Source organism: Salipiger sp. (genome assembly GCF_048261495.1).
In the GTDB taxonomy this organism is placed as follows: Bacteria; Pseudomonadota; Alphaproteobacteria; order Rhodobacterales; family Rhodobacteraceae; genus Salipiger.
Window position 1 is genome coordinate 1 of the sequence record NZ_JBLXFX010000016.1, and the last position, 21471, is coordinate 21471.

At 67.5% G+C, this 21471-nt stretch carries 20 protein-coding genes and 1 pseudogene; 5 read left to right on the forward strand and 16 right to left on the reverse strand.

The genetic code is table 11. The annotated features are described in order from the left end of the window. The 3 genes from ACN0RJ_RS21010 to ACN0RJ_RS21020 form a co-directional block, all read left to right on the forward strand. A partial coding sequence (locus ACN0RJ_RS21010) for an electron transfer flavoprotein subunit alpha (protein ID WP_417722998.1) occupies positions 1 to 95 on the forward strand: 95 nt, incomplete at its 5' end. A 66-nt stretch (positions 96 to 161) separates the two neighbouring features. Then, positions 162 to 689, forward strand: coding sequence for a TRAP transporter small permease (locus tag ACN0RJ_RS21015; protein ID WP_417722997.1), 528 nt, complete (start codon positions 162 to 164; stop codon positions 687 to 689). Position 690: 1 nt separating this feature from the next. Beyond that, positions 691 to 1983, forward strand: a complete 1293-nt coding sequence (locus ACN0RJ_RS21020; RefSeq protein WP_417722996.1) for a TRAP transporter large permease — start codon at positions 691 to 693, stop codon at positions 1981 to 1983. A gap of 74 nt (positions 1984 to 2057) precedes the next feature. Here the strand turns inward: ACN0RJ_RS21020 and ACN0RJ_RS21025 are convergent, their stop codons facing one another. From ACN0RJ_RS21025 to ACN0RJ_RS21050, 6 genes are all read right to left on the reverse strand, one after another. Continuing rightward, entirely contained in the window at positions 2058 to 3086 is a 1029-nt protein-coding gene (locus ACN0RJ_RS21025; RefSeq protein WP_417725551.1) for a TRAP transporter substrate-binding protein, read from the reverse strand. 261 nt (positions 3087 to 3347) lie between these two features. After that, the gene (locus ACN0RJ_RS21030; protein WP_417722994.1) at positions 3348 to 4298 is read right to left on the reverse strand and encodes an ABC transporter substrate-binding protein; all 951 of its coding nucleotides are present in this window, start codon (positions 4296 to 4298) and stop codon (positions 3348 to 3350) included. Between the two features lie 23 nt (positions 4299 to 4321). Then, the gene (locus ACN0RJ_RS21035) at positions 4322 to 5323 is read right to left on the reverse strand and encodes an ABC transporter permease (protein WP_417722993.1); all 1002 of its coding nucleotides are present in this window, start codon (positions 5321 to 5323) and stop codon (positions 4322 to 4324) included. Beyond that, positions 5320 to 6819, reverse strand: a complete 1500-nt coding sequence (locus tag ACN0RJ_RS21040; RefSeq protein WP_417725552.1) for a sugar ABC transporter ATP-binding protein — start codon at positions 6817 to 6819, stop codon at positions 5320 to 5322. The genes ACN0RJ_RS21035 and ACN0RJ_RS21040 overlap by 4 nt, the downstream gene beginning before the upstream one ends. Then, complete coding sequence (locus ACN0RJ_RS21045) at positions 6816 to 7973, reverse strand: Gfo/Idh/MocA family protein (RefSeq protein WP_417725553.1); 1158 nt, start codon at positions 7971 to 7973, stop codon at positions 6816 to 6818. The genes ACN0RJ_RS21040 and ACN0RJ_RS21045 overlap by 4 nt, the downstream gene beginning before the upstream one ends. Beyond that, on the reverse strand, positions 7970 to 9025 hold the full coding sequence (locus ACN0RJ_RS21050; RefSeq protein WP_417722990.1) for a sugar phosphate isomerase/epimerase family protein: 1056 nt from the start codon (positions 9023 to 9025) through the stop codon (positions 7970 to 7972). Before ACN0RJ_RS21050 ends, ACN0RJ_RS21045 begins: the two co-directional genes overlap by 4 nt. A 140-nt stretch (positions 9026 to 9165) precedes the next feature. On the opposite strand from ACN0RJ_RS21050, the gene ACN0RJ_RS21055 reads away from it, so the two are divergent. After that, positions 9166 to 10173, forward strand: a complete 1008-nt coding sequence (locus ACN0RJ_RS21055) for a LacI family DNA-binding transcriptional regulator (RefSeq protein ID WP_417722989.1) — start codon at positions 9166 to 9168, stop codon at positions 10171 to 10173. A 124-nt stretch (positions 10174 to 10297) separates the two neighbouring features. Then, positions 10298 to 11303: pseudogene (locus ACN0RJ_RS21060) on the forward strand (IS30 family transposase). A 58-nt stretch (positions 11304 to 11361) separates the two neighbouring features. Here the strand turns inward: ACN0RJ_RS21060 and ACN0RJ_RS21065 are convergent. From ACN0RJ_RS21065 to ACN0RJ_RS21110, 10 genes are all read right to left on the reverse strand, one after another. Continuing rightward, positions 11362 to 11826, reverse strand: coding sequence for a RidA family protein (locus ACN0RJ_RS21065; protein WP_417725554.1), 465 nt, complete (start codon positions 11824 to 11826; stop codon positions 11362 to 11364). Continuing rightward, the gene (locus tag ACN0RJ_RS21070; protein ID WP_417725555.1) at positions 11823 to 13016 is read right to left on the reverse strand and encodes an amidase; all 1194 of its coding nucleotides are present in this window, start codon (positions 13014 to 13016) and stop codon (positions 11823 to 11825) included. Before ACN0RJ_RS21070 ends, ACN0RJ_RS21065 begins: the two co-directional genes overlap by 4 nt. Before the next feature lie 4 nt (positions 13017 to 13020). Then, positions 13021 to 14001 carry an ABC transporter ATP-binding protein gene (locus ACN0RJ_RS21075; RefSeq protein WP_417725556.1) on the reverse strand — a complete coding sequence of 327 codons (981 nt, stop codon included), beginning with the start codon at positions 13999 to 14001 and terminating at the stop codon, positions 13021 to 13023. After that, complete coding sequence (locus ACN0RJ_RS21080; RefSeq protein ID WP_417725557.1) at positions 13998 to 15035, reverse strand: ABC transporter ATP-binding protein; 1038 nt, start codon at positions 15033 to 15035, stop codon at positions 13998 to 14000. The genes ACN0RJ_RS21075 and ACN0RJ_RS21080 overlap by 4 nt, the downstream gene beginning before the upstream one ends. Beyond that, entirely contained in the window at positions 15022 to 15906 is an 885-nt protein-coding gene (locus ACN0RJ_RS21085; protein ID WP_417722696.1) for an ABC transporter permease, read from the reverse strand. Before ACN0RJ_RS21085 ends, ACN0RJ_RS21080 begins: the two co-directional genes overlap by 14 nt. A gap of 3 nt (positions 15907 to 15909) precedes the next feature. Next, complete coding sequence (locus tag ACN0RJ_RS21090) at positions 15910 to 16863, reverse strand: ABC transporter permease (RefSeq protein ID WP_417722697.1); 954 nt, start codon at positions 16861 to 16863, stop codon at positions 15910 to 15912. A 64-nt stretch (positions 16864 to 16927) separates the two neighbouring features. Then, on the reverse strand, positions 16928 to 18529 hold the full coding sequence (locus tag ACN0RJ_RS21095) for an ABC transporter substrate-binding protein (RefSeq protein ID WP_417725558.1): 1602 nt from the start codon (positions 18527 to 18529) through the stop codon (positions 16928 to 16930). 221 nt (positions 18530 to 18750) lie between these two features. Then, positions 18751 to 19437, reverse strand: coding sequence for an aspartate/glutamate racemase family protein (locus ACN0RJ_RS21100; protein WP_417725559.1), 687 nt, complete (start codon positions 19435 to 19437; stop codon positions 18751 to 18753). A gap of 160 nt (positions 19438 to 19597) precedes the next feature. After that, positions 19598 to 20527, reverse strand: coding sequence for a 3-keto-5-aminohexanoate cleavage protein (locus ACN0RJ_RS21105; protein WP_417722700.1), 930 nt, complete (start codon positions 20525 to 20527; stop codon positions 19598 to 19600). An 11-nt stretch (positions 20528 to 20538) separates the two neighbouring features. Next, positions 20539 to 21471, reverse strand: coding sequence for a 3-hydroxyacyl-CoA dehydrogenase (locus ACN0RJ_RS21110; protein WP_417722701.1), 933 nt, complete (start codon positions 21469 to 21471; stop codon positions 20539 to 20541).

The window sequence follows — 21471 nt, forward strand, 5'->3', positions numbered from 1 at the left end:
ACAAGGACGAAGAGGCCCCGATCTTCCAGGTCGCCGACTTCGGCCTCGTCGCCGACCTCTTCGAAGCGGTGCCGGAGTTGACCGGAAAACTGTAGGCCGTGGCGCGGGGTTATTCCTTGCGCTTATCATACGCTTGATTACGATGCGGCGGCATATCCCGGATGCCGCTGCCAGGAGGGGGCCATGAGCAGAGTTTCGACCCGGTGCAGGCCATGATCCGCGCGCTACGCGCCGCGCTGTCGGTCATCACCGCCCTATGCCTCTTCGCCCTGATGGCGCTGGTGTTTTCCGACGTTCTGCTGCGCAATTTCTTCAACGCGCCGCTGTCCTTCGGCACCGAGCTGATCGAGCTGCTGATGGCCGTGATGGCCTTTACCGCCTTTCCGCTGCTGGCACTGCGGGAAGGGCATATTTCCGTCGATCTGCTGCCGATGCGCGCCGGCGGTCTGCCGGAACGCATCGTCCGGATCGCCACCGCGCTGCTGCTCGGCGCGATCTTCGCGGCGCTGGCCTGGCAATTCGCGCTGTCTGCGCAGCGGGCCGCGCGCAGCGGCGAGGTGCTCTACCAGCTCGGGCTGCACTGGAGCACCGTCTGGTGGGGTCTGCACGGTCTTGCGGTGCTTACGGCGCTCTGCGCGGTCATTGCCGCCGGTCTGGCGCTGAAACCGCGTCGCGCCAAGGGGACATGACATGACCGCGACCTTCATCGCCTTCGCCGGGGCGCTCCTGCTGATCTTCCTGCGCCTGCCCATCGCTGTGGCGCTGGTGCTGGTGGGGGCCTTCGGGCTGTTCTCGGAACTCGGCCTCAACCCCACGCGCAGCATGCTGGGCATGGCGGCGCAGGGCTCGACGATGAGCTATTCGCTGTCGGTCCTGCCCCTGTTCGTGCTGATGGGCAACCTGGTCGCGGGGGCGGGGATTTCGGGCAACCTGTTCCGCACCGCGCAACTGTTCCTCGCCCATCGGCGGGGCGGGCTGGGCATGGCGACGATTCTGGCCAGCGGCGGCTTCGGCGCGATCTGCGGCTCCTCCGTGGCGACGGCGGCGACGATGTCGCGCGTGGCGATCCCGCCGATGCGGGAATGGGGCTACAGCGACCGGCTCGCGGCGGCAACGGTGGCGGCGGGCGGCACGCTGGGCATCCTGATCCCGCCGAGCGTGGTCATGGTGATCTACGGCATTTCCACGCAGTCCCACATCGGCATGCTGTTCGCGGCGGGCTTCGTGCCCGGCCTGCTGGGCGTCATCGGCTACCTGATCGCGGTGCGCTACGTGGTCTGGCGCAACCCGGCGGCGGCGCCCCGGACCGCACGCTCGGGCTGGCCCGAGAGGCTGGCCTCGCTCGTCACGATCTGGCCGGTGCTGGCGCTGTTCACGCTGGTGATCGGCGGCATCTACGGCGGATTCTTCACCGCGACCGAGGCGGCGGGGATCGGTGCGACCGGGGCGCTGGTCTTTGCCGTGTTCAGCCGGTCGCTGTCGCTGGTGCAGCTGGGCGAAATCTTCGTCGACACCGCGCTGGTCACGACCGCGCTTCTGGGGGTGGTGTTCGGGGCCAACGTCTTCGTGGAATTCGTCAACATGACCGGAGTCCACACCCATCTTCAGGCGCTGGTGCAGACGGCGGGACTTCCGCCGCTCGGGGTGATCGCGATCATCGTGCTGGTCTACCTGGTGCTGGGCTGCCTGCTCGAAACCATCTCGATGATCCTGATCACGCTGCCGGTGTTCTTTCCGGTGGTGACGGGGCTGGGCTACGATCCGATCTGGTTCGGCGTCATCGTCGTGGTCGCGGCGGAAATCGGGCTCATCACGCCGCCCATCGGCATCAACCTCTTCGTGATCCGGTCGGTCAATCCGGACATCCCGATCTCGACCATCTTCCGGGGGGTCGCGCCTTTCGTGGTGATCGACATCCTGCGACTGGCGCTGCTGGTGCTGGTGCCGGTGCTGTCGCTCTGGTTGCCGAACCTGCTGTTCTGATCGCCGTCGCGCGACATGAAAAACCCGGCCGGAGAGGATCCGGCCGGGTTTTCCCGTTGCGCGGGGCAGGGCGGTCAGTCGCCCTTGATATCCGCTTCGAGCGCTTCGAGGAAGGCTTCGGGGTCGTCCATCCCAGCCTCCTTGGCGCGGGCGACCCAGGCGTCGCGGATCGGCTGCAGCGCCTCGGTGATGGCGGGCATCGCCGCGTCCGGGATGGTGGCGAAGGCGACACCGGCTTCGGGAAGCGAGGCCATCGCCTTGTCGGTGTTGGCCTGGTGAACCTCGCCGGACCGCCGGGCCACGACCTCGCCCGAGATGGACATGATCGCCTCGCGGTCGGCTTCGGAGATGCGGTTCCACTTGTCCTTGTTGATGGCAAGGATGTTGATCGTGTTGACCATCCCGCCGGGGACGACGGTGATCTGCTTCAGCGCGCCTTCGAGCTTGAAGGCCTCCATCGTCTCGAACGGGATCACCGCGCCGTCGATGGCGCCGCCCGCCGCGAGTTCGTAGATCTCGGTGAAGGGCTTGCTGATCGGCGTCCCGCCGAGCAGCGTTACCATCTCGGAGACCGAGGGCGAGGGCGTGCGCAGCTTGAGCCCGGCCAGATCGTCCTTGGAGGCGATTTCCTTGGAGGTCGTCACGATATGCGCGGTGTTTCCCGCGATCAGGCTGATGAGTTGGACCTCGTCGAAGGTGCCGGTGGGGGCGATGTATTTCTCGTAGGCGCGCCAGCTTGCCGGCGAGCGGCGCAGCGCGGAATCCCCGAGGAAGGGCAGCTCCATCCCGTCGATCAGCGGGAAGCGGCCCGGCGTGTAGCTCGGCGTGAGGAAGGAAACATCCGCGAGGCCGTCGATCAGCACATCATACTGGCCCGCGACGGTCCCGACGACCTTGGGAAGCACCTCGATCTTGACGCGACCCTCGGTGACGCGCTCGACATCGGCGATCCAGGGTTCGACGATGTCGGTCAGCACGAAATAGCCCGGCGGCAGCCAGTTGGAATAGCGCAGGGTGATGTCGTCGGCCCGCGCGGCGGCGGGGATGGCAATGGCCATCCCGAGGCTGCAGGCGGCGGCCCGCAGCAGGGTGTGCAATGTCATGGTGTCTCCTCCCGTGATGTGTCCGTGACTGCGTCCCGGTGCCGGCGCGGATCTGCCGGCGGGCCGGAGCTGAGGTCAGTGCATAGCACATTATAAGGTATCGTACCTTATGCAAGCGATCAAGTTGGGAGAGGGCTTGCGTGACACATCTTCGGTCCGCGCCGGGGCGGGGCCGACGGGCTCGGGGCGGACATGTCGATCGGGGCAGGGAGGGGGCCGGAGGAGGCGGCCCCGCCGGGGCCGCCCGTGTCGTCTTCCGGATCAGAACGGGCTGTCGGGGAAGTAGAACTGCTCGGCGTTGTCCGGCGTGATGCGCTGGCTGCCGATGATGAACCGGCCCGCGACCGGCGTGTCGGACACCTGGCCGAGCGCGGTCAGCTCGATGGCCGTCGCGATCTGTGCCGGGGGATAGGTCACGTTGACCGGCAGCATCGGGTCGCCGTCCATGATGCGCTTGATGATTTCCTTCATGCCGGCACCGCCGACCACCCACATCTCGTCGTCGCGCCCGGCCTGAGAGATGGCTTCGAGCACGCCGATGGCCATGTCGTCATCCGCTGCCCAGACGGCGTCGATGTCGTCGTACTTGGACAGGAAGTCCTGCATCACGTTGAAGGCGTCGTCCCGGTTCCAGTTGCCGTGCTGCATGTCGAGCACGTTGATGCCGGAGCCCTCGATGGCCGCCTGGAAGGCATCGACCCGCTCGTTGTCGAGCGTCGTCGGAATGCCGCGCAGGACCACGACATTGTCGCCTTCCTTGAGGTTCTCCGCGAAATACTCGCCCGCGACGCGGCCGAAGCCGGTGTTGTCGCCCGCGACATACAGATCCTCGATCCCCGGGACCGACAGGCCGCGGTCGACCACGGTGACCCAGATCCCCTGTTCCTTGACCGCCTGCACCGGCGCGGTGAGCGGCTCGGATTCGAAGGGCAGCACCACGAGGGCCGAGATGTTGCGGGTGGCGACCATGTCCTCGATGTCGTTGACCATCTTGCCCGCGTCCCCGGCGGTGGCGAGCACGAAGTCGAGCTGCGGATAGGTCGCTTCGAGGCGCTCGATGGCGGCCTGGGCGTGGTAGTTCAACCCGCCCATGAAACCATGGGTGGCCGAGGGGATGGCGACCCCGATCACCTTGGTCTCCTGCGCGGCCACCGGCCCCGCGACAAGCGCGAGGCCGAGCGCGGCGCCCTTGAAAATCGTTCTGCGGTTCATGGTATTCCTCCCGTTTTTGCCGATCACTCGGCGGTTTTGCCCTGCCGCTGCAACACCACGGCAAGGATGACGATGACGCCCTGGATCGTGCCGTTGAGATAGGGCGAGACGATCGAGGCGAGGTTGAGGATGTTGTCGATCAGGCTGAGGATGAGCACGCCCACCACGGTGCCCCAGACCCGGCCGAAGCCGCCCTTGAGCACGGTGCCCCCGATGATGACGGCGGCGATGGCTTCGAGTTCCCACAGCACGCCGGTCGACCCGGAGGCCGAGCCGAGGCGCGGCACGTACATGATGGTGGCCAGCCCGACGAGCATGCCGAGCAGGATGTAGGTGGCCATGCGGACCCGGTCGACCTTGACGGCGGAATAGCGCGCCACCTGTTCGTTGGCCCCGAGCGAGGCACAGTGCCGCCCGAACGGGGTCTTGCGCATGGCGATCTCGCCCAGGATCGCCACCAGCGCGAAGACGATGATCGGCCAGGACACCCCGAGCAGCCCGTCGTAGTAGACCGGACGATAGAAGCTGCGGGCGTCGAAGTTCAGCGACAGCGTGCCGCCGTCGGCAAGCCAGGTGGTCAGCGACCGGTAGACGCCCATCGCCCCCAGCGTGACGATGAAGGGTTCGATCCCCACCTTGGCGATCAGCACGCCGTTCAGCCACCCCGCCGCAAGCCCGGCGAGCAGCGCCACGGCCATGCCCGCCATCACCAGCGGCACGCCGATGCCGAGGGTCGGCACGAGGGCGTTCATGGCAAGGATCATCGTCCCGGCCACGAAGGCCGCCATCGAGCCGACCGACAGGTCGATCCCGCCCCCGGTGATGACGAAGGTCATGCCGACCGCGATGATCCCGATGAAGGCCGAGCGCGCCAGGACGTTGGTGACGTTGCCGTAGCTGAGGAAGTTGGAATTCAGCGACGCTCCGAGGATCACCAGCGCGATCAGCGCCAGCACCGGGCCGAGCGTGTGCAGGGAAAAGCGGCGGCGCGTGGCGGTGGAGGCGGCGGCGGTCGTGTCGGTCATGTGGAAGCTCCGGTCAGTTCGCCGACGCCCATGGCGCGGCGCAGGATCGCGTCTTCGGTGATCTCGGCGCCGGTCAGCTCTCCGGCGATGTGGCCACGGCCCATGACGACCACGCGGCCCGAAAGCCCGATCACCTCGGGCAGTTCCGAGGACACGACGATGATGCTCTTGCCCTGCGCCGCGAGGGCGGCGATGAAATCGTAGATCTGCTGCTTGGTGCCGATGTCGATGCCGCGGGTCGGTTCGTCGATGATGACGATCTGCGGTTCGGCCAGCATGGTCTTGGCCAGCAGAAGCTTCTGCTGATTGCCGCCCGACAGGCTGCCCGCCAGCATCGCGCGGTCCTTCACGCGGATGTCGAATTCGGAAATGGCGCGGGTCAGCGCCGCCTCCTCGGCCTGCTTGTCGATGAACGGCGCCCCGAAGCGGTCGAGGGCGAGCAGGGTCAGGTTCTCGGTCAGGGGCTTGCCCAGCAGCAGGCCCTTTTCCTTGCGGTCCTCGGTCAGGTAGACCAGCCCCGCCTCGCGCGCGGCGAGGACGGAGCCGGGTTTCAGCGGCTTGCCGTTCAACTTCACCGTGCCGGTGACCGGGCGCAGGCCGACGATGCCCTCCATCAGCTCGGTCCGCCCGGCGCCCACCAGCCCGGCAAAGCCCAGCACCTCGCCCCGGCGCAGCGTGAACGAGGCGTCGCGCACATGGCCCGCCACCGAGAGGTTCGCGACCTCGAGCACCACCTCGTCAGAGGCGGCGGGGCGGGCCGGGAACAGGTCGGAAAGGTCGCGACCCACCATCGCCTCGGCCATCGCGTGTTCGGTGAAGCCTTCGGCCGGGCGGGTCGTGATGTGGCTGCCGTCGCGCAGGACGGTGACGCGATCTGCGATGCGCGCGATCTCGTCCAGCTTGTGGCTGGTGTAGAGGATCGCCGTCCCCTGCGCCTTCAGCCGTTCGATCTGCCCCAGCAGCACGTCGGTTTCGCGCCCGGTCAGCACGGCGGTCGGTTCGTCCATGATGAGCACCCGCGCGCGGCGTCCGAGCGCGCGGGCGATCTCGACCATCTGGCGGTTGGGCACCGAAAGATCCTGCACCCGCGTGCGCGGGTCGACATGGCAATCCAGCCGCGCCAGCAGCTCGCGCGCCTCGGCCTGCATGGCCCGGCTGTCGAGAAACGGACCGCGCCGCTTTTCCCGCCCGAGAAAGAGGTTCTCCTCGACCGTCAGTTGCAGGGCGAGGTTGAATTCCTGATGGATCATCAGAATGCCCTCGGCTTCGGCCGCGCGCTGATCGGCAAAGGCGACCGGCCTGCCGTCGAGTTCGAGCGCGCCTGTGGTCGGCGACAGGTAGCCCCCGAGGATCTTCATCATGGTCGACTTGCCGGCGCCGTTCTCGCCGATCAGGGCGTGGATCTCGCCCGGGACGAGGTCGAAATCGACCCCGTGCAGGACCTCGATCGGTCCGAAACTGCGGGTGATCCCGCGCGCGGACAGGACTGCGCTCACAGCGTCACCCAGGCGGCGTTGCGCCGGGACGACCGCACGCAGGCATCGACGAAGGCGACGCCCTCGACCCCGTCCGCGATGGTCGGAAAGGTCACGTCGGCGGGCAGCGGGGCGCCGGTGCGGGCGGCGCGGATCGCCTGCGCGGCTTCGCCGTAGATATTGGCGAAGGCTTCGAAAAAGCCCTCGGGATGACCGGGCGGGATACGGGTCAGGCGACGGGATTCCGGGCCCGTCGCGCCAGAGGCGCGGGTGACGATGCTGGTCGGCCCGCCCAGCGGCGTGACAAGCAGCCGATTGGGGTTCTCCTGGTGCCATTCCAGCCCGGCGCCGGAGCCGTAGACCCGCAGGCGAAGGCCGTTTTCCGCCCCCGCGGCAACCTGGCTGCACCAGAGCATCCCGCGTGCGCCGCCCTCGAAGCGCAGCATGACATGGGCATTGTCGTCGAGCCGTCGGCCCGGAACGAAGCTTTGCAGATCGGCGGCCAGCGCTTCGGGGCGCAGCCCGGTGACGAACCGCGCGAGGTTCCAGGCGTGGGTGCCGATGTCGCCGGTCGCCCCGCCCGCGCCGCTGCGCGCCGGATCGGTGCGCCAGTCGGCCTGCTTGTTGTCGGGGTCCGGCGCTTCGGCCAGCCAGTCCTGGGCATATTCCACCTGCACGAGGCGGATATCGCCCAGCTCGCCCGCGGCGATGCGGGCGCGGGCCTCGCGCACGAGCGGATAGCCGGTGTAATTGTGGGTCAGGATGAACAGCGCGTCGGATTTCCCCGCCGCCGCTTCCAGCTTGCGTGCATCGGCCAGCGTGCCGGTCAGCGGCTTGTCGCAGATCACGTGAATGCCGCGTTTTAGGAATTCGCGCGCGACGGGCAGGTGCATGTGGTTCGGCGTGACGACGGCCACCGCCTCGATCCCGTCCTTGAGCCGCGCCTCGCGCTTGGCCATCTCGGTGAAATCGGTATAGGTCCGGTCCTCGGGCAGACCGACCTCCGCCGCCGAGGCCCGCGCCCTGTCCGGGGTCGAGGACAGCGCGCCCGCCACGAGCTCATAGGCCCCGTCGAGCCGCGCCGCGACCCGGTGGACCGAACCGATCAAGGCCCCCTGTCCGCCGCCGACCATGCCGAGCCGGATCGGTCCGGTCCTGTCCGCGAACCGGGTCATGACAGCCCCAGCATCTTGCGGTTCGCGGCATCGTCCGCGCCGCTGCCGGCGAAATCGTCGAAGGCGTGAGGCGTCACGCGGATGATGTGATCGCGCACGAAGGCGGCGCCTTCGCGGGCGCCGTCCTCGGGATGCTTGAGCGCGCATTCCCATTCGACCACCGCCCAGCCGTCGAAATCCATCGCCGCCAGCTTGGAAAAGATCGCGCCGAAATCCACCTGTCCGTCGCCCGGCGACCGGAACCGCCCCGCGCGGTTCACCCAGGACTGGAAGCCGCCGTAGACCCCCTGCCGGCCGGTCGGGTTGAATTCGGCATCCTTGACGTGGAAGGCCCCGACACGTTCGGCATAGATGTCGAGATGTGCCGCGTAATCAAGGCATTGCAGAACGTAATGGCTGGGATCGTAGAGCATCATGGCGCGGGGATGATTGTTCACACGTTCGAGGAACATCTCGAAGCTGACGCCGTCGTGCAGATCCTCGCCGGGGTGGATCTCGTAGCACAGGTTCACCCCGTGCTCCTCCGCCAGGTCCAGCAGCGGGCGCCAGCGCGCGGCCAGTTCGTCGAAGGCCGCCTCGACCAGCCCCGCCGGGCGTTGCGGCCAGGGATAGACATAGGGCCAGGCCAGCGCCCCGGAAAAGGTCGGCAGGGCGCCGATCCCGAGGTTGGCGGAGGCGCGGATCGCCTTTTCCACCTGGTCGACAGCCCAGAGCTGCCGCGCCGCCGGATTGCCGCGCACCGAGGGGTCGGCAAAGCCGTCGAAGGCGATGTCATAGGCCGGATGTACCGCGACGAGCTGCCCCTGCAGATGCGTCGAAAGCTCGGTCACGGTGATGCCGTTGTCACGCGCCTGCCCGGCCCAATCCTCGCAATAGCCCTTGCTCTCGGCGGCACGGGCAAGGTCGAAAAGCCGCGCGTCCCAGCTGGGAACCTGCACCCCGACATAGCCGCAATCCGCCGCCCAGCGGGTGATGCCGTCCCATGTGTCGAACGGCGCGGAGTCGCCCGCGAACTGCGCCAGGAACAGCGCAGGGCCCTTGATCGTCTTCAAGATGTCCTCCTTTGCGCCGGTCTCCTCTCCAGCGCATCGTGCAAACGCGTGTAATCGTTTGCATGAGAGCCTGACAAAGACTGCAATCGTTTACAAGAAAAATTTTTCGGGGCATGGTGGGGCACTCGACAGGGATGGACATGGACCGGAAAATCGCCACGATTCAGGATGTTGCGCGCGTCGCGGGGGTTTCGACGGCCACCGTGAGCCGCACCCTGTCCAAGCCGCTGGTGGTGGCCAAGGCGACTCGGGAGGCGGTTCTGGCCGCCGTCGCCGACACCGGCTACCGGGTGAATGCCACCGCCTCGAACCTGCGGCGGCAGCGGACCGGGACGGTGATCGTGCTGCTGCCCAACATCGCCAATTCCTTCTTTGCCCAGATCCTCGCCGGGCTCGCCTCGGTGCTGACGCCGGCGGAATACGGGATGCTGATCGCCGACACGCAATCCGGGCCCGACGCCGACCGCCGGCTTGCGCATTACCTTGCCTCGGGGCAGGCGGACGGTCTCGTGCTGCTCGACGGCACGCTGTCGCCCGAGGTGCTGGCCATTCCCGCGCGCCCGCCGATCGTGCTGGCCTGCGAATGGATGGGCGCCGATCTGCCTTCGGTCCGGGTCGAGAATGCGCGCGGCGCGGCGCTGGCGGTGGGTCACCTCGTGCGGCTGGGGCATACGCGGATCGGTCACGTTACCGGGCCGCCCGCCAACGTGCTGACCGAAACGCGGCTCGAAGGATTCCGCTCGGCGCTGCATTCCGTCGGGCTGCCGCTGCGCGAGGACTGGATTCTCGAAGGCGATTTCAGCATGGAATCCGGGGCCGCCGCCGCGCATCTGTGGCTGGCGTCCGAGGACCGGCCGACCGCGCTGTTCCTCTCCTCGGACGAGATGGCGGCGGGGTTCATGGGCGAGGTGCAGCGCGCCGGCCTGCGCGTCCCCGAGGATGTTTCGGTCGTCGGCTTCGACAATATCGAGATCGCCCGCCACCTCGCGCCCGCACTGACCACCATCCGCCAGCCGCGCACCGTCATCGGCGTGCGGGCGGCCGAACTGCTGCTGAGCATGATCGAGACCGGCACGCGAGACGGCCCCTCCGAGGTGATCGAGGTCGAACTGATCCCGCGCGGCAGCTCCGGCCCGCCTCCGGCCTGACCCCGAGGTGCACCGGATTTATTTAACATAAGCCGGATTACAGGATGTGCGGTCGCCGCGAGGTGGATTCACGAACGAAGTGCAAATTCTGTACGAATACAGAGAGTTGCATGGAGTAAGGCGAATGGGAATCCACTATTGTCACCTGAAGCTGGACGAACGACGCAAGCTCGCAAAGTGGCTTGAAGCCAAAATGCCGATAGCGGAGATCGCTGATCGCTTGGGCCGCGCGCCCTGCACGATCTACCGGGACATCAAGCGGAACCGATATACGGACGACGAACTGCCGGAGCTGAATGGCTATCATGCGGTTGTCGCTCAGGACAAATACGAGACGCGCCGCGCGATCCATCGCAAGATGATCGTTTACCCTGAACTGAAGGAAGCCGTCGAAGACAGGGTCAAAGCTGGCTGGTCGCCGGAACAGATCGCAGGTCGCATGCGTTTGGAACGCCATCCGATCCGCGTCAGCCATGAGACGATCTATCGGTTTGCCTATTCCAAGGACGGTCGCGACGAGCAGTTCTATCGCCACCTGCCGGAGCATCGACGTCGCCGCAGGCCCCGTGCCTATCGCAGGCACAAGCGGACCCACATCTTCGACAGGCAGAGCCTGTCGCACAGCCTGAGCACATCACGGAACGCGCAGAGTTCGGTCACTGGGAATGCGATCTGATGATGTTCCGCAAAGAGCATGGAAAGGTGAACGTGACGTCTCTGGTTGAGCGCGTCAGCCGCTACGCTGTCGTCATGCGCAACGAGGATCGCCAGTCCAAGCCCATCATGGAAGCGCTGATCCAGGGCTGGCTCCCTGCCCGCCGATGCGCCAGTCGATCACCTTTGATCGCGGCACCGAGTTCTCAGCCTGGCAGCACCTCAAGGCCGGGATCGGCGCGGATGCGTGGTTCTGTGACCCGCAAGCGCGGTACCAAAAAGGCACCGTTGAGAATACGAACAACAGGCTGCGGAAGTACCTGCCCCGCTCAACCGAACCGACGGCGCTGACAAATCGATATTTAAGGTCGATTTGCCAGCGCCTCAATTCAACGCCGCGCAAGTGCCTTGGCTACCGAACGCCAGCGGAAGTCTTCGAAACCAAGCTGATGGAAATTCAGAACCGATTGGAATAGAACGACATATCAGGAACTGCACTTCAGTGTGAGTTCACAACGGTGGGGCGCAGCCCGGTCAGTGCAGTTCCACGACCGCCTCGACTTCGACCAGCGCGTTGGCGGGGAGCGAGGCGACGTTGACTGCCGTGCGGGCGTGGCGCCCGGGCTCGCCGTAGAGGTCGATGAACAGTTGCGACGCGCCGTTCACCACGAAGGGCCCGTCGCCGTAGCCTGCGGGTGCCGCGACGTAGCCGTTCAGCTTCATCACCTGCGACACGCGGGACAGCGACCCCGCGACGGCCTTGATCGAATAGAGCAGGTTCAGCGCGCACATCCGCGCGGCCGCCCGGCCTTCGGACGGATCGAAGCCTTCGCCCACGGGGCCGAAATATTTCGGCACGCCTTCCCATTCGCAGATCTGTCCGGAGAGGAACAGCAGGTTGCCGCTGATCTTGCCCGGCAGGAACAGCGCGCGCGACGGCGCGGAGGGCGGCAGCGCCAGCCCCATGGCTTCCAGTTTCGCTTCGACGGGACAGGTCATGCGGGCTCCACCGGGGTTGCGGCAAGGGTCATCGCCAGCCGGATCAGCGACAGGTCCGAGCCGCGCGGCCCGATCAGCGAGACGCCGTAGGGCGCGCCGTCGACGCGCCCCGCGGGCAGCGTCACCTGCGGCAGGCCGGCAAGCCCCGCGACGCAGAGCATCCTTTGCGAGACATGGCGGAAGCCGTCGAAGACCTCGACCGGCGCGTCGAGCCGGAACGGCGCGTCATGAACCACCGGCGCAAGCATCACCCCCGCCCGGCCAAGTACCGCGTCGGCATGGGCGCGGAAGGCGGCGCGGGCGGTGACGGCTTCGGCGATCCCGGTGGCGGTCAGCGCCTCGGCGGCAGCGGCGCGTCCGTCGATCCCGCGCACCAACGGCATCCCGCAGGACCGGATGAACGGAACGATGGCCTGCTGCGCATCCCCGCCCATCGTGGTGAGAAAGGTGTCATAGGCGGCAGCAGCGCCGCCGGGGTCGGGATAGATCAGCACTTCGCGCGGGGTGGCGATGCCCTTGAAGGCCTCGGAGCAGACCGCGCGCTGTTCGGGGCTCAATTGCGTCATCATGTCGGCGGGCCAGAGCCAGTCGGGCCTCTCCGGCAGCGGCGCGCTGTCCCCGCCCAGCAGCACGGACATCGCCCGCAGCAGGGTTTCACCGTCGCGGGCGAACAGGCCGCAGGTGTCGTAGGAGGGCGCCAGCGGCTGCACGAGGTCGAGCGGGATCAGCCCGTGCGTTGGACGGATCCCCCAGATGCCGCAGAAGCTGGCAGGCGCACGCACCGATCCGCCGGTGTCCGAGCCGACGGAGATATCCGCCAGCCCGCCCGCCACGGCACAGGCCGAGCCGGAGGAGGAGCCGCCGGGGATGCGATCCGGCGCGGCGGGGTTCACCGGCGTGCCGAAATGCGCATTCATGCCGTACATCGACCAGGCGAGTTCGTCCGTATGGGTCTTGCCCACGAACCGCGCGCCCGCGTCCAGCAGCGTCTGCACGGCGGGCGCCGTGCGGGTCTTGACCTCGCTCATGGCCAGGGCCGTCGGGCAGCCCGATCCGGTGCGGTAGCCGGCGACATGGTAGATATCCTTGACCGCAAGGGTCAGCCCCGCCAGCGGCCCTTCGGGCGCGCTTGCCACCGGAACGGGTTCGTAGGGCATGAAGCAGCGATAGGGGTCCTTGTCGATCAGCATGGGCTCACTCTGCGGCTATGGGCTCTTCGGCGCGCAGGCAGGCGATGCGGCGGCGTTCCGAGGGGTGGATCATCGGCGGCAGCCCGTCACGGCATTCCGGCAGCGCCAGAGGGCAACGCGGCGCAAAGGAACAGGCGTCGGGTTTCACCTCAAGCGCGGGGGGCGCGCCGGGGATGGCGTTGAGCCGCTCTCCGCGTGCCACGTCGTGCAAGTTGGCTGCCAAAAGGCCGCGCGTATAGGGATGGCGGGCGTTGCGGATGATCTCGTGGGTGGTGCCCTCCTCGACGATCTGCCCGGCATACATCACCGCGATCCGTTCCGAGATTTCCACCGCCACGCCGATGTCGTGGGTGACAAAGATCACCCCCATGCCGAACTCCTTCTGCAACTCGCGCAGCAGCAGCAGGATCTGGATCTGCACCGTCGCGTCGAGCGCGGTGGTCGGTTCGTCCGCCAGCAGAAGGCGCGGCCTGCAGGCCAGCGCCAGCGCGATCATCACCCGTTGCCGCATCCCGCCCGAGAGCTCGTGCGGGTAGTTGTGAAGCCGCCGGTTGGCCGAGGGGATGCGCACCCGGTCGAGCATTTCCAGCGCGACCGACAGCGCTTCGTCCTTGCTCACCCCCTTGTGGCGCATGACGGACTCGGCGATCTGGTGGCCGACGGTATAGACCGGGTCCAGCGCCAGCGCCGGTTCCTGAAACACCATCGACACCTCGCCGCCCCGGTATTTCTGCAATTTCTTGCCCGAGAGCGACAGCACGTCGATGCCGTTCACATGCATGGAGCCCGACACCTCTGAGCGTTTCGGCGGCAACAGGCCGAGAAGCGCCTTCAGCGTCACCGACTTGCCCGACCCGCTTTCCCCCAGCAGGGCCAGCGTCTCGCCCTGCTCCATGCCGAGCGAGACGTCGTTGATGGCGTGCACCGTCCGCTTGCCCTTGAAGCGGATGGTGAGATTGCGGATGTCGAGAAGCTTGTCGCTCATGCCGGAATCCCCTTCCCCGCGCCCGGATGGCCGGATTCCGCGTCATGGAGGTGGCAGGCGGCAAGGTGATCCGCATTGCGCGCGATCCCCGCAAGCTTCGGCACCCGCAGCTTGCAGACATCGGCGGCAAAGCGGCAGCGCGTGTGAAAACGGCAGCCCGGCGGCGGGTTGATCGGGTTCGGCGGATCCCCCGCGAGCGGAGGTTCCTTGGTCCGGTTGTCGGGGTCCATCGACGGCATCGCCGAGAACAGCGAGCGCGTGTAGGGGTGGGCCTGTTCCGTCCAGATCGAGTCGACCGGCGCGACCTCGACCACCTCGCCGAGATACATCACCAGGATGCGGTCGGAGATGTAGCGCACCACGTTCAGGTCGTGACTGATGAAGATGTAGGTGAGGCCGAACTCCTTGCGCAGGTCCGACAGCAGGTTCAGCACCTGCGCCTCGACCGACTTGTCGAGCGCCGAGACCGCTTCGTCCAGCACCACCAGACGCGGCGACATGGCAAGCGCGCGGGCGATGTTCACCCGCTGGCGCTGACCGCCCGACAGCTCGTGCGGATAGCGGTGGGCAAAGCGGTCCGGGTCGAGGCCGACACGCTCCATCAACGCCCGCGCCCGGTCCTCCGGGTTGTCGAGGCCCTGAACCCTGGCGCCGAACGCGACGGAATCCTCGATCGTCAGGCGCGGGTTGAGCGAGGCGTAGCTGTCCTGGAACACCATCTGAACGTTCTTGCGCAGGTCCTTGAGGGTCAGTTGCGCGCCGAGCGCGTGACCGTCGAACAGGATATCGCCGTCGTCGCGTTCGGTCAGGCCGATCAGCAGCTTGGCGGTGGTGGACTTGCCGCAGCCGGATTCCCCCACGATGCCCAGCGTCTCGCCCGGTTTCACGTCGAAGGAGACGCCGTCGACCGCCTGCACCACGGCCTGCGTCCGCCCGAAGACCCCGCCGCGCACCGGGAAATGTTTCTTGAGCTTCAGGACCGAGATCAGCGGGCGTGTCGCGGCCCCGGCCGCACGGGGGTCAGTCGCGGACATTCATGGCACTCCTCAGGCCGTCGCTCAGCAGGTTCAGGCACAGCGAGGTGATGAAGATCATCACGCCGGGAAGCGCCGAGAGCCACGGGTTGACGTAGATTGCCGAGCGCAGCGTGTTCAGCATCAGCCCCCACTCCGGTTCCGGCGGGCGCACCCCGATGCCGAGGAACGACAACCCGGCGGCGAGGATCATGCAGACCGAGGTCAGCGAGGTGGCGTAGACAAAGATCGGCGACAGCACGTTGCCGATCACATGTACCCGGATCACCGTCCAGGCACCGGCCCCGGTGGCACGCGCCGCGTCGATGTAGTCGAGCGCGCGGACGCCGGAGGTGACGGCTTCGGCCACGCGGGTCAGCGGCGGGATGAAGACGATGGTGAGCGAGACCAGCGAATTGACGATCCCCGCCCCCAGTGCGCCGGAAATGGCGATGGCCAGCAGCACCGAGGGAAAGGCGAAGAACACGTCGACCGTGCGCATGATGATGGTGTTGGTCAGCCCGCCGACATAGCCCGCGACGATCCCCAGCACCGAGCCGATGAAGAACGCCAGCACCACCGGCATGAGCCCGATGAACAGCGTCAGCCGCCCGCCGTAGATCAGCCGGGCGAGCATGTCGCGCCCCTGCTCGTCGGTGCCGAGCAGGTGGCCTTCGGTGCCCAGCGGCTTCAGCCGCGCGATCATCGAGCCCCTGTAGGGATCGGCCAGCCCCAGCCACGGCGCGAGGATCGCCGACAGGATCAGCGCCAGGATCACCGCGAGGCAGATCATCGTCAGCGGGTCGCGCACGAGGCGCGCGCGGACGCCGGACCAGTAGCCCTGCGGTTTCGGCTTGGGGGCGACGGCGGGAGAGGTCTCCGCAAGGGCCATGGTTCAGGTCCTCTGGATGCGGGGGTCGATGGCGGCCTGCGCCACGTCGACGATGAGGTTCATGGCGACGAAGAAAAGCGCCAGCACGAGGATCGTGCCCTGCAGCAGCGGCAGGTCGCGCTGGAAGATGGCGTTGGACAGCAGGAAGCCGGAGCCGGGCCAGTTGAACACCGTCTCGATGAGGATCGAACCGCCCAGCAGGTAGCCCAGTTGCAGCCCCATGACCGACAGCGCGGTGGCGGCGGCATTGCGCGCGACGTGGCGGAGGACGTCGGCCCGGCTCATGCCCTTGGCATAGAGCGCCTGCACGAAGTCCATCGTGAGGATGTCGCCCGCCAGCGCCCGCACGGTGCGCGACACGATGCCGATGGGCACCACGGCAAGGGTGACGGCGGGCAGGATCAGGTGGCGCATGTGCAGCCAGTCCCATTCCCAGGCGCTGGACCCGCCCGGCCCCGCGCCCATCGACGGCAACCAGCCGAGGTTCACCGAAAAGATGATGACCAGCACGATCCCCAGCCAGTAGTTCGGCACCGAAACCCCGGTGATGGACAGCGCGGTCACCGCGCGGTCGATCCAGCTGTCGCGGAAATACCCGGCGAGGAAGCCGAGGAAGATGCCGATGGGAAAGGCGATGACGGCGGCGCTGACCGCCAGAAGCAGGGAATTCTGCACCGCGCCGAAGACCTCGCCCGCGACGGGCCGCCCTGTGGCGATGGACTTGCCCATGTCGCCCTGCGCGAGGTTGCCGATCCAGATCGCGTATTGGACCGGGAGCGGCTTGTCCAACCCGTAGGCGGCGCGCATCGCGGCCTGTTCCTCGGCGGTGGCATCCACCGGCATGATGGCGGTCAGCGGATCGCCGGGGGCGATCTGGACCAGCATGAAGCAGATCACCGAGACGCCGAAGGCGACCGGCAGCACGAGGATCAGGCGTCGGATGAGATAGGTGAGCACGGGTTCGTTCCTGGAAAGGGGGCCCCCGCCGCGACCGGGCGGCGGGGGCGAGGGGACCGGGCCCTCAGTCGGCCATCGAGATGGACGAGAAGTTCTGATACCAGTTCTGCGCCTGCACGAAGCCCGTCACCTTGGGCGACATCGCGCGCGGCGCGACATCGTGGGTCACGAAGAGGAACAGCGCCTCGTTGACGAACTTCTCGTGCGTCTTCTGCAGCACGGCGTTCTGCGCCTCGGGATCGAAGGTCGTCTTGATCTGGCTGAACAGCTCCTGCATCTCCGGGTCCTTGTAGTGGCCCCAGTTGGTGCCGTTGGGCGCGATGAGGTTCTCGTCCAGGTGGCGGATCAGGCCGGTGAACGGGTCCTGGATGAAGTAGGTGAAGTTGATCGACTGAGCGCCCTCGACCGCCGCATCGGCAGCCCCGGCCCGCCACAGGTTGATCATCTGGTTCCACTCGACCACCATGAACTCGACGTCGATCCAGATTTCGGCAAGGCTTTGCTGGATGTATTCGTTCATCGGCAGCGGCAGCATCTGGCCCGAGCCCGAGGGCGAGATCAGCGCCTTGACCTTCAGGTGGTTCTCCGGGCCGAACCCGGCTTCGGTCATCAGCGCCTTGGCGGCCTCGATGTCATAGGTCACGTCGAAGGTGGGAGTGCCGAACCATTGCGAGGACGGCGGCAGGAAGCCCTTGGCCGGCACCATCAGGCCGCCGAGAAGCGGCATCATGCCTTCGCGGTCGATGGCGAGGTTGGCGGCCTTGCGCACCCGGATGTCGTTCCAGGGCGACCCTTCGAGCCGCGACAGGTGCCAGGTCCAGTTGTGCGGATAGGCGTTCGACGAGATGACGAAGCCGTTGCCGGTCATCGCCGGAATGGTGTCGGGCGCGGGTGCCTCGATCCAGTCCACCTGCCCCGACAGCAGCGCGGCGGCACGGGCGTTGGGTTCGGGCAGCGGGATCAGCACCATCTTGTCGAGCTTCGGAACCCGCGGCGCGTCCCAGTAATCGGCGTTCGGCACCAGTTCGGCACGCTCGCGCGGGACGAAGGTCTCCAGCTTCCACGGTCCGGTGCCCGAGGGTGCCAGCGCGACCTTTTCCCAGTCCTTGTCATTGGCTTCCCAGTTCGCCTTCGACGACATCAGGATCCAGGCAAGCTGGTAGGGCAGCGTCGCGTCCGGCGCCTTGGTGGTGATTTCGAGCGTCAGGTCGTCGACCGCCTTGTAGGAGGCGACGGCGGGAATCCGGCTCTTGCCCTGCGCCGACTGGCGGGGGTCGTACTGTTCCGCGGAATCCACCAGCAGCTTATCGAGGTTCCAGACCGCGACTTCGGCCGTGAAGGGCGAACCGTCGTGGAAGGTGACGCCGTCGCGCAGCTTGAACGTCCAGGTGAGCTCATCCTCGCCCACGGACCATTCGGTGGCCAGGCCGGGGATCAGGACCGACGGCTTGTCGGCGCTGGTCAGATCCCATTCGATGAGCGAGTCATAGACCGTGTAGCCCATGAACCGCATCCCTTCGCCGCCCTGGTCGGTCTGGCCGGTGGTCAGCGGAATATCCGCCGCGGTCATCCCGACGCGCAGCGTACCCTGCGCCTGAGTGAGCGTGCCGCAGGCGACGACGACCGCGGTCGCCAGAACGGCAAAGCCCTTTCCGAGTTTGGACATGAATACCTCCGAGTTGTGCCGGCATGGTCCGGCGCTTTTTTTATGTCCGCCCCCCGTGACCGGCTGCGGCGGGCGCAGGGGACACGTGGGACGAGTCAACGGAGGAAAGAGTGGCAAGCGGCTTTCGCCTCTGGCCAGCGGCGAAACGTGTCACCCGGGAGAGGGCGTGCCGCGTTGCGGCGCGGTGCCTATTTATTGGACCACAAACGATCCTCTGCCCATCAACGAGGCAGGAATTTCACCGAATCGGCACGTTCCGGGGGCAAATCCGCGCCCTGCTCCGCCCCGACATGGTGGCGCAACTCCCGCGCCGCGGCCAGGATCGGTGCGACGAGCGGAACGGGACTGACGGCGGCAAGGCGCTCCGCGGCCTCGGCCAGGGGACCACCGCCGATGATGACCGCCCCTGCGCCGTCGCGCGCGGCGGTCTCGATCCCGGCAAGGAGCGCGGCATCGAGGCGATCGGCATCCGCCATCAGCGCGACCGGATCGCCGGGGGTGAGATGACACCCCGCGTAGCTGCCCGCTCCCGCCTCGGCCTGCATCAGCGCGTCGATGCTCGTCCGCAGGCCGGGCGTGGTCGTCACCACCGCAAAGCGCCGCCCGCCCGCACCGGCGGCGCGCGCCGCCGCAGCGCCGATGCCCACCACCGGGCAGGCCATGCGCCGGGACAGGGCCGCGCGGCCCGGATCCCCGAAGGCCGAGACGATGATGCCGCGGACCGGCGGCAGGACGGCAGCGGCGACAAGCTCAGCCGCGGTGCGCAGCGCCTCGTCCGTGACGATCATCCCCGGGCCGGAGGGCGCGGTCCAGCCGCCGATCCGGGGCAGGATGGTCCGCGCGATGGCGACCATCGCCCGCGTCGTGGCGACGTCGGAATTGGGGTTCATCAGCAGGAGATCGGCCAAGTTCGCGCGCCTTTGTGCCTCGGGTCCGCCGATCCTGCGTCCGATCCGCGCCCCGGACAAGCGGCAAGGGCCCGCGCCGCCGACCTCGCGCCGCAGCCGCCCGGAATCGAGGCGGACCACCCCGCCCTCGCGGGATGGCCCGTTCGTCGGGTGCGCGGGATCAGAAGCCGACCTGGTCCGCGCCCTTCAGTTCCAGGATCTCACGCGCCTCGTCCGGCGTGGCAAGTTCCAGCCCCAGCCCCTCGATGATCTGGCGGGCCTTGGTGACCTGCTCGGCATTGCTGCGGGCAAGCTGGCCCGGACCGACCCAGAGCGAATCCTCGAGCCCGACGCGGACGTTGCCGCCCATCGCGGCGGCCATCGCGGCGATGGGAAGCTGGTTCTTGCCCGCACCCAGCACGGACCAGCGGTACTGGTCGCCGAACAGCCGGTCGGCGGTGCGCTTCATGTGCATCACGTCCTCGGGATGGGCGCCGGTGCCGCCCATCAGGCCGAACACGGTCTGGATGAACAGCGGCCCCTTCACCAGCCCTTCGTCGAGAAAGTACTTGAGGTTGTGCAGATGCGCCGTGTCGTAGCATTCGAATTCGAACTTCGTGCCCAGCGGACCGAGCGTCGACAGGATGTATTCGATCTGCCCGAAGCTGTTGTTGAAGATGATGTTCTTGTTGCCGACATAGTCCCGTTCCCACTGGTGTTCGAGATCGGGAAACCGCTTCAGCATCGGGAACAGGCCGAAATTCATGCTCCCCATGTTGAGCGAGGCGACCTCGGGGCGGTGGGTTTCGGCGGGGCGGACGCGCTCTTCGATGGTCATGGTCGGCGCGCCGCCGGTGGTGATGTTCACCACGCAATCGCTGGCCTGCTTGATGACCCCGAGAAAGGGCGTGAACGCCTCGGGGGACTGGTCGGGGCGGCCGTCCTGCGGATCGCGGGCGTGCAGGTGGACCACCGCCGCACCGGCCTTGGCCGCGCCGATCGCCGCGTCGGCGATCTCCGACGCGGTCACGGGCAGGTATTTCGACATGGAGGGCGTGTGGATCGCGCCGGTTACGGCGCAGGTGATGATGACCTTGCGGGGTTTGGCCATGGGTCTCTCCTTCAGGATTGTTCGGACGCGAGGTGACGGCGCAGCGCGGCAAGGCGCGTGTCGCGGATGTCCTGCCGCGCGCGGATGGTGTCGGGGCTGCGATCCTGCGGCCAGGTCGCGGCGATCCTTTCAGCGTTCCCGACCGAGAACACCTCGGGCCCGGCGGGTTCCTCGGCAAGACCGGCATAGAAGCCGCCGTAGCGCGTGGCATAGTCGACGATGCCGCCGGGCGCGTTGAGGTCGATGGTCTCGATCGGTCCCATCAGCGCCCACCGCAGGCCGAGCCCGTCCTTGATGGTCGCGTCGAGTCCTTCCACGCTGACCACGCCTTCGCCCAGCAGGCGCAGTGCCTCGCCCAGCAGCGCGCCCTGCAGGCGGTTCAGCACGAAACCGTCGCGTTCGCGGGTCATGCGAACGGGCACCTGGCCGATCCGGTCGTAGACGGCCTGCGCGCGGTCCATCGTCTCCGCGGTGGTCCAGGGGGCGGGGCAAAGCTCGACCACCGGGACGAGGTGCGGCGGGTTGACCGGGTGGCCGACAAGGCAGCGGCCGCGATGCGCCAGCGTTTCGGTGAAGCGCGAGGCGACGATGGCCGAGGTCGAGGAGGCGATGACCGCATCCGGTGGTGTCGCGGCGTCGAGCCGGGCGAAGAGATCGCGTTTCACCTCGATCTTCTCGGGCCCGTTCTCCTGCACGAAGACGACGCCCGACACCGCCTCCTCGAGCGTCGCGGCGGTGCGGATGCGCGCCAGCGTGGCGTCGCGGTCCTCCAGCAGCCGCTCGGCGACGAGGGTGTCGCAGAGCTTGGCCATGTCCGCGCCGAAACGGTCGAGAACGCCGGGGTCCGCATCCCAGACCTGCACCCGGTATCCGGCGCGCGCGAACAGCGCGCTCCAGGAACGGCCGATGAGGCCCGCGCCTATGATGGCAACCGTATCACTCAT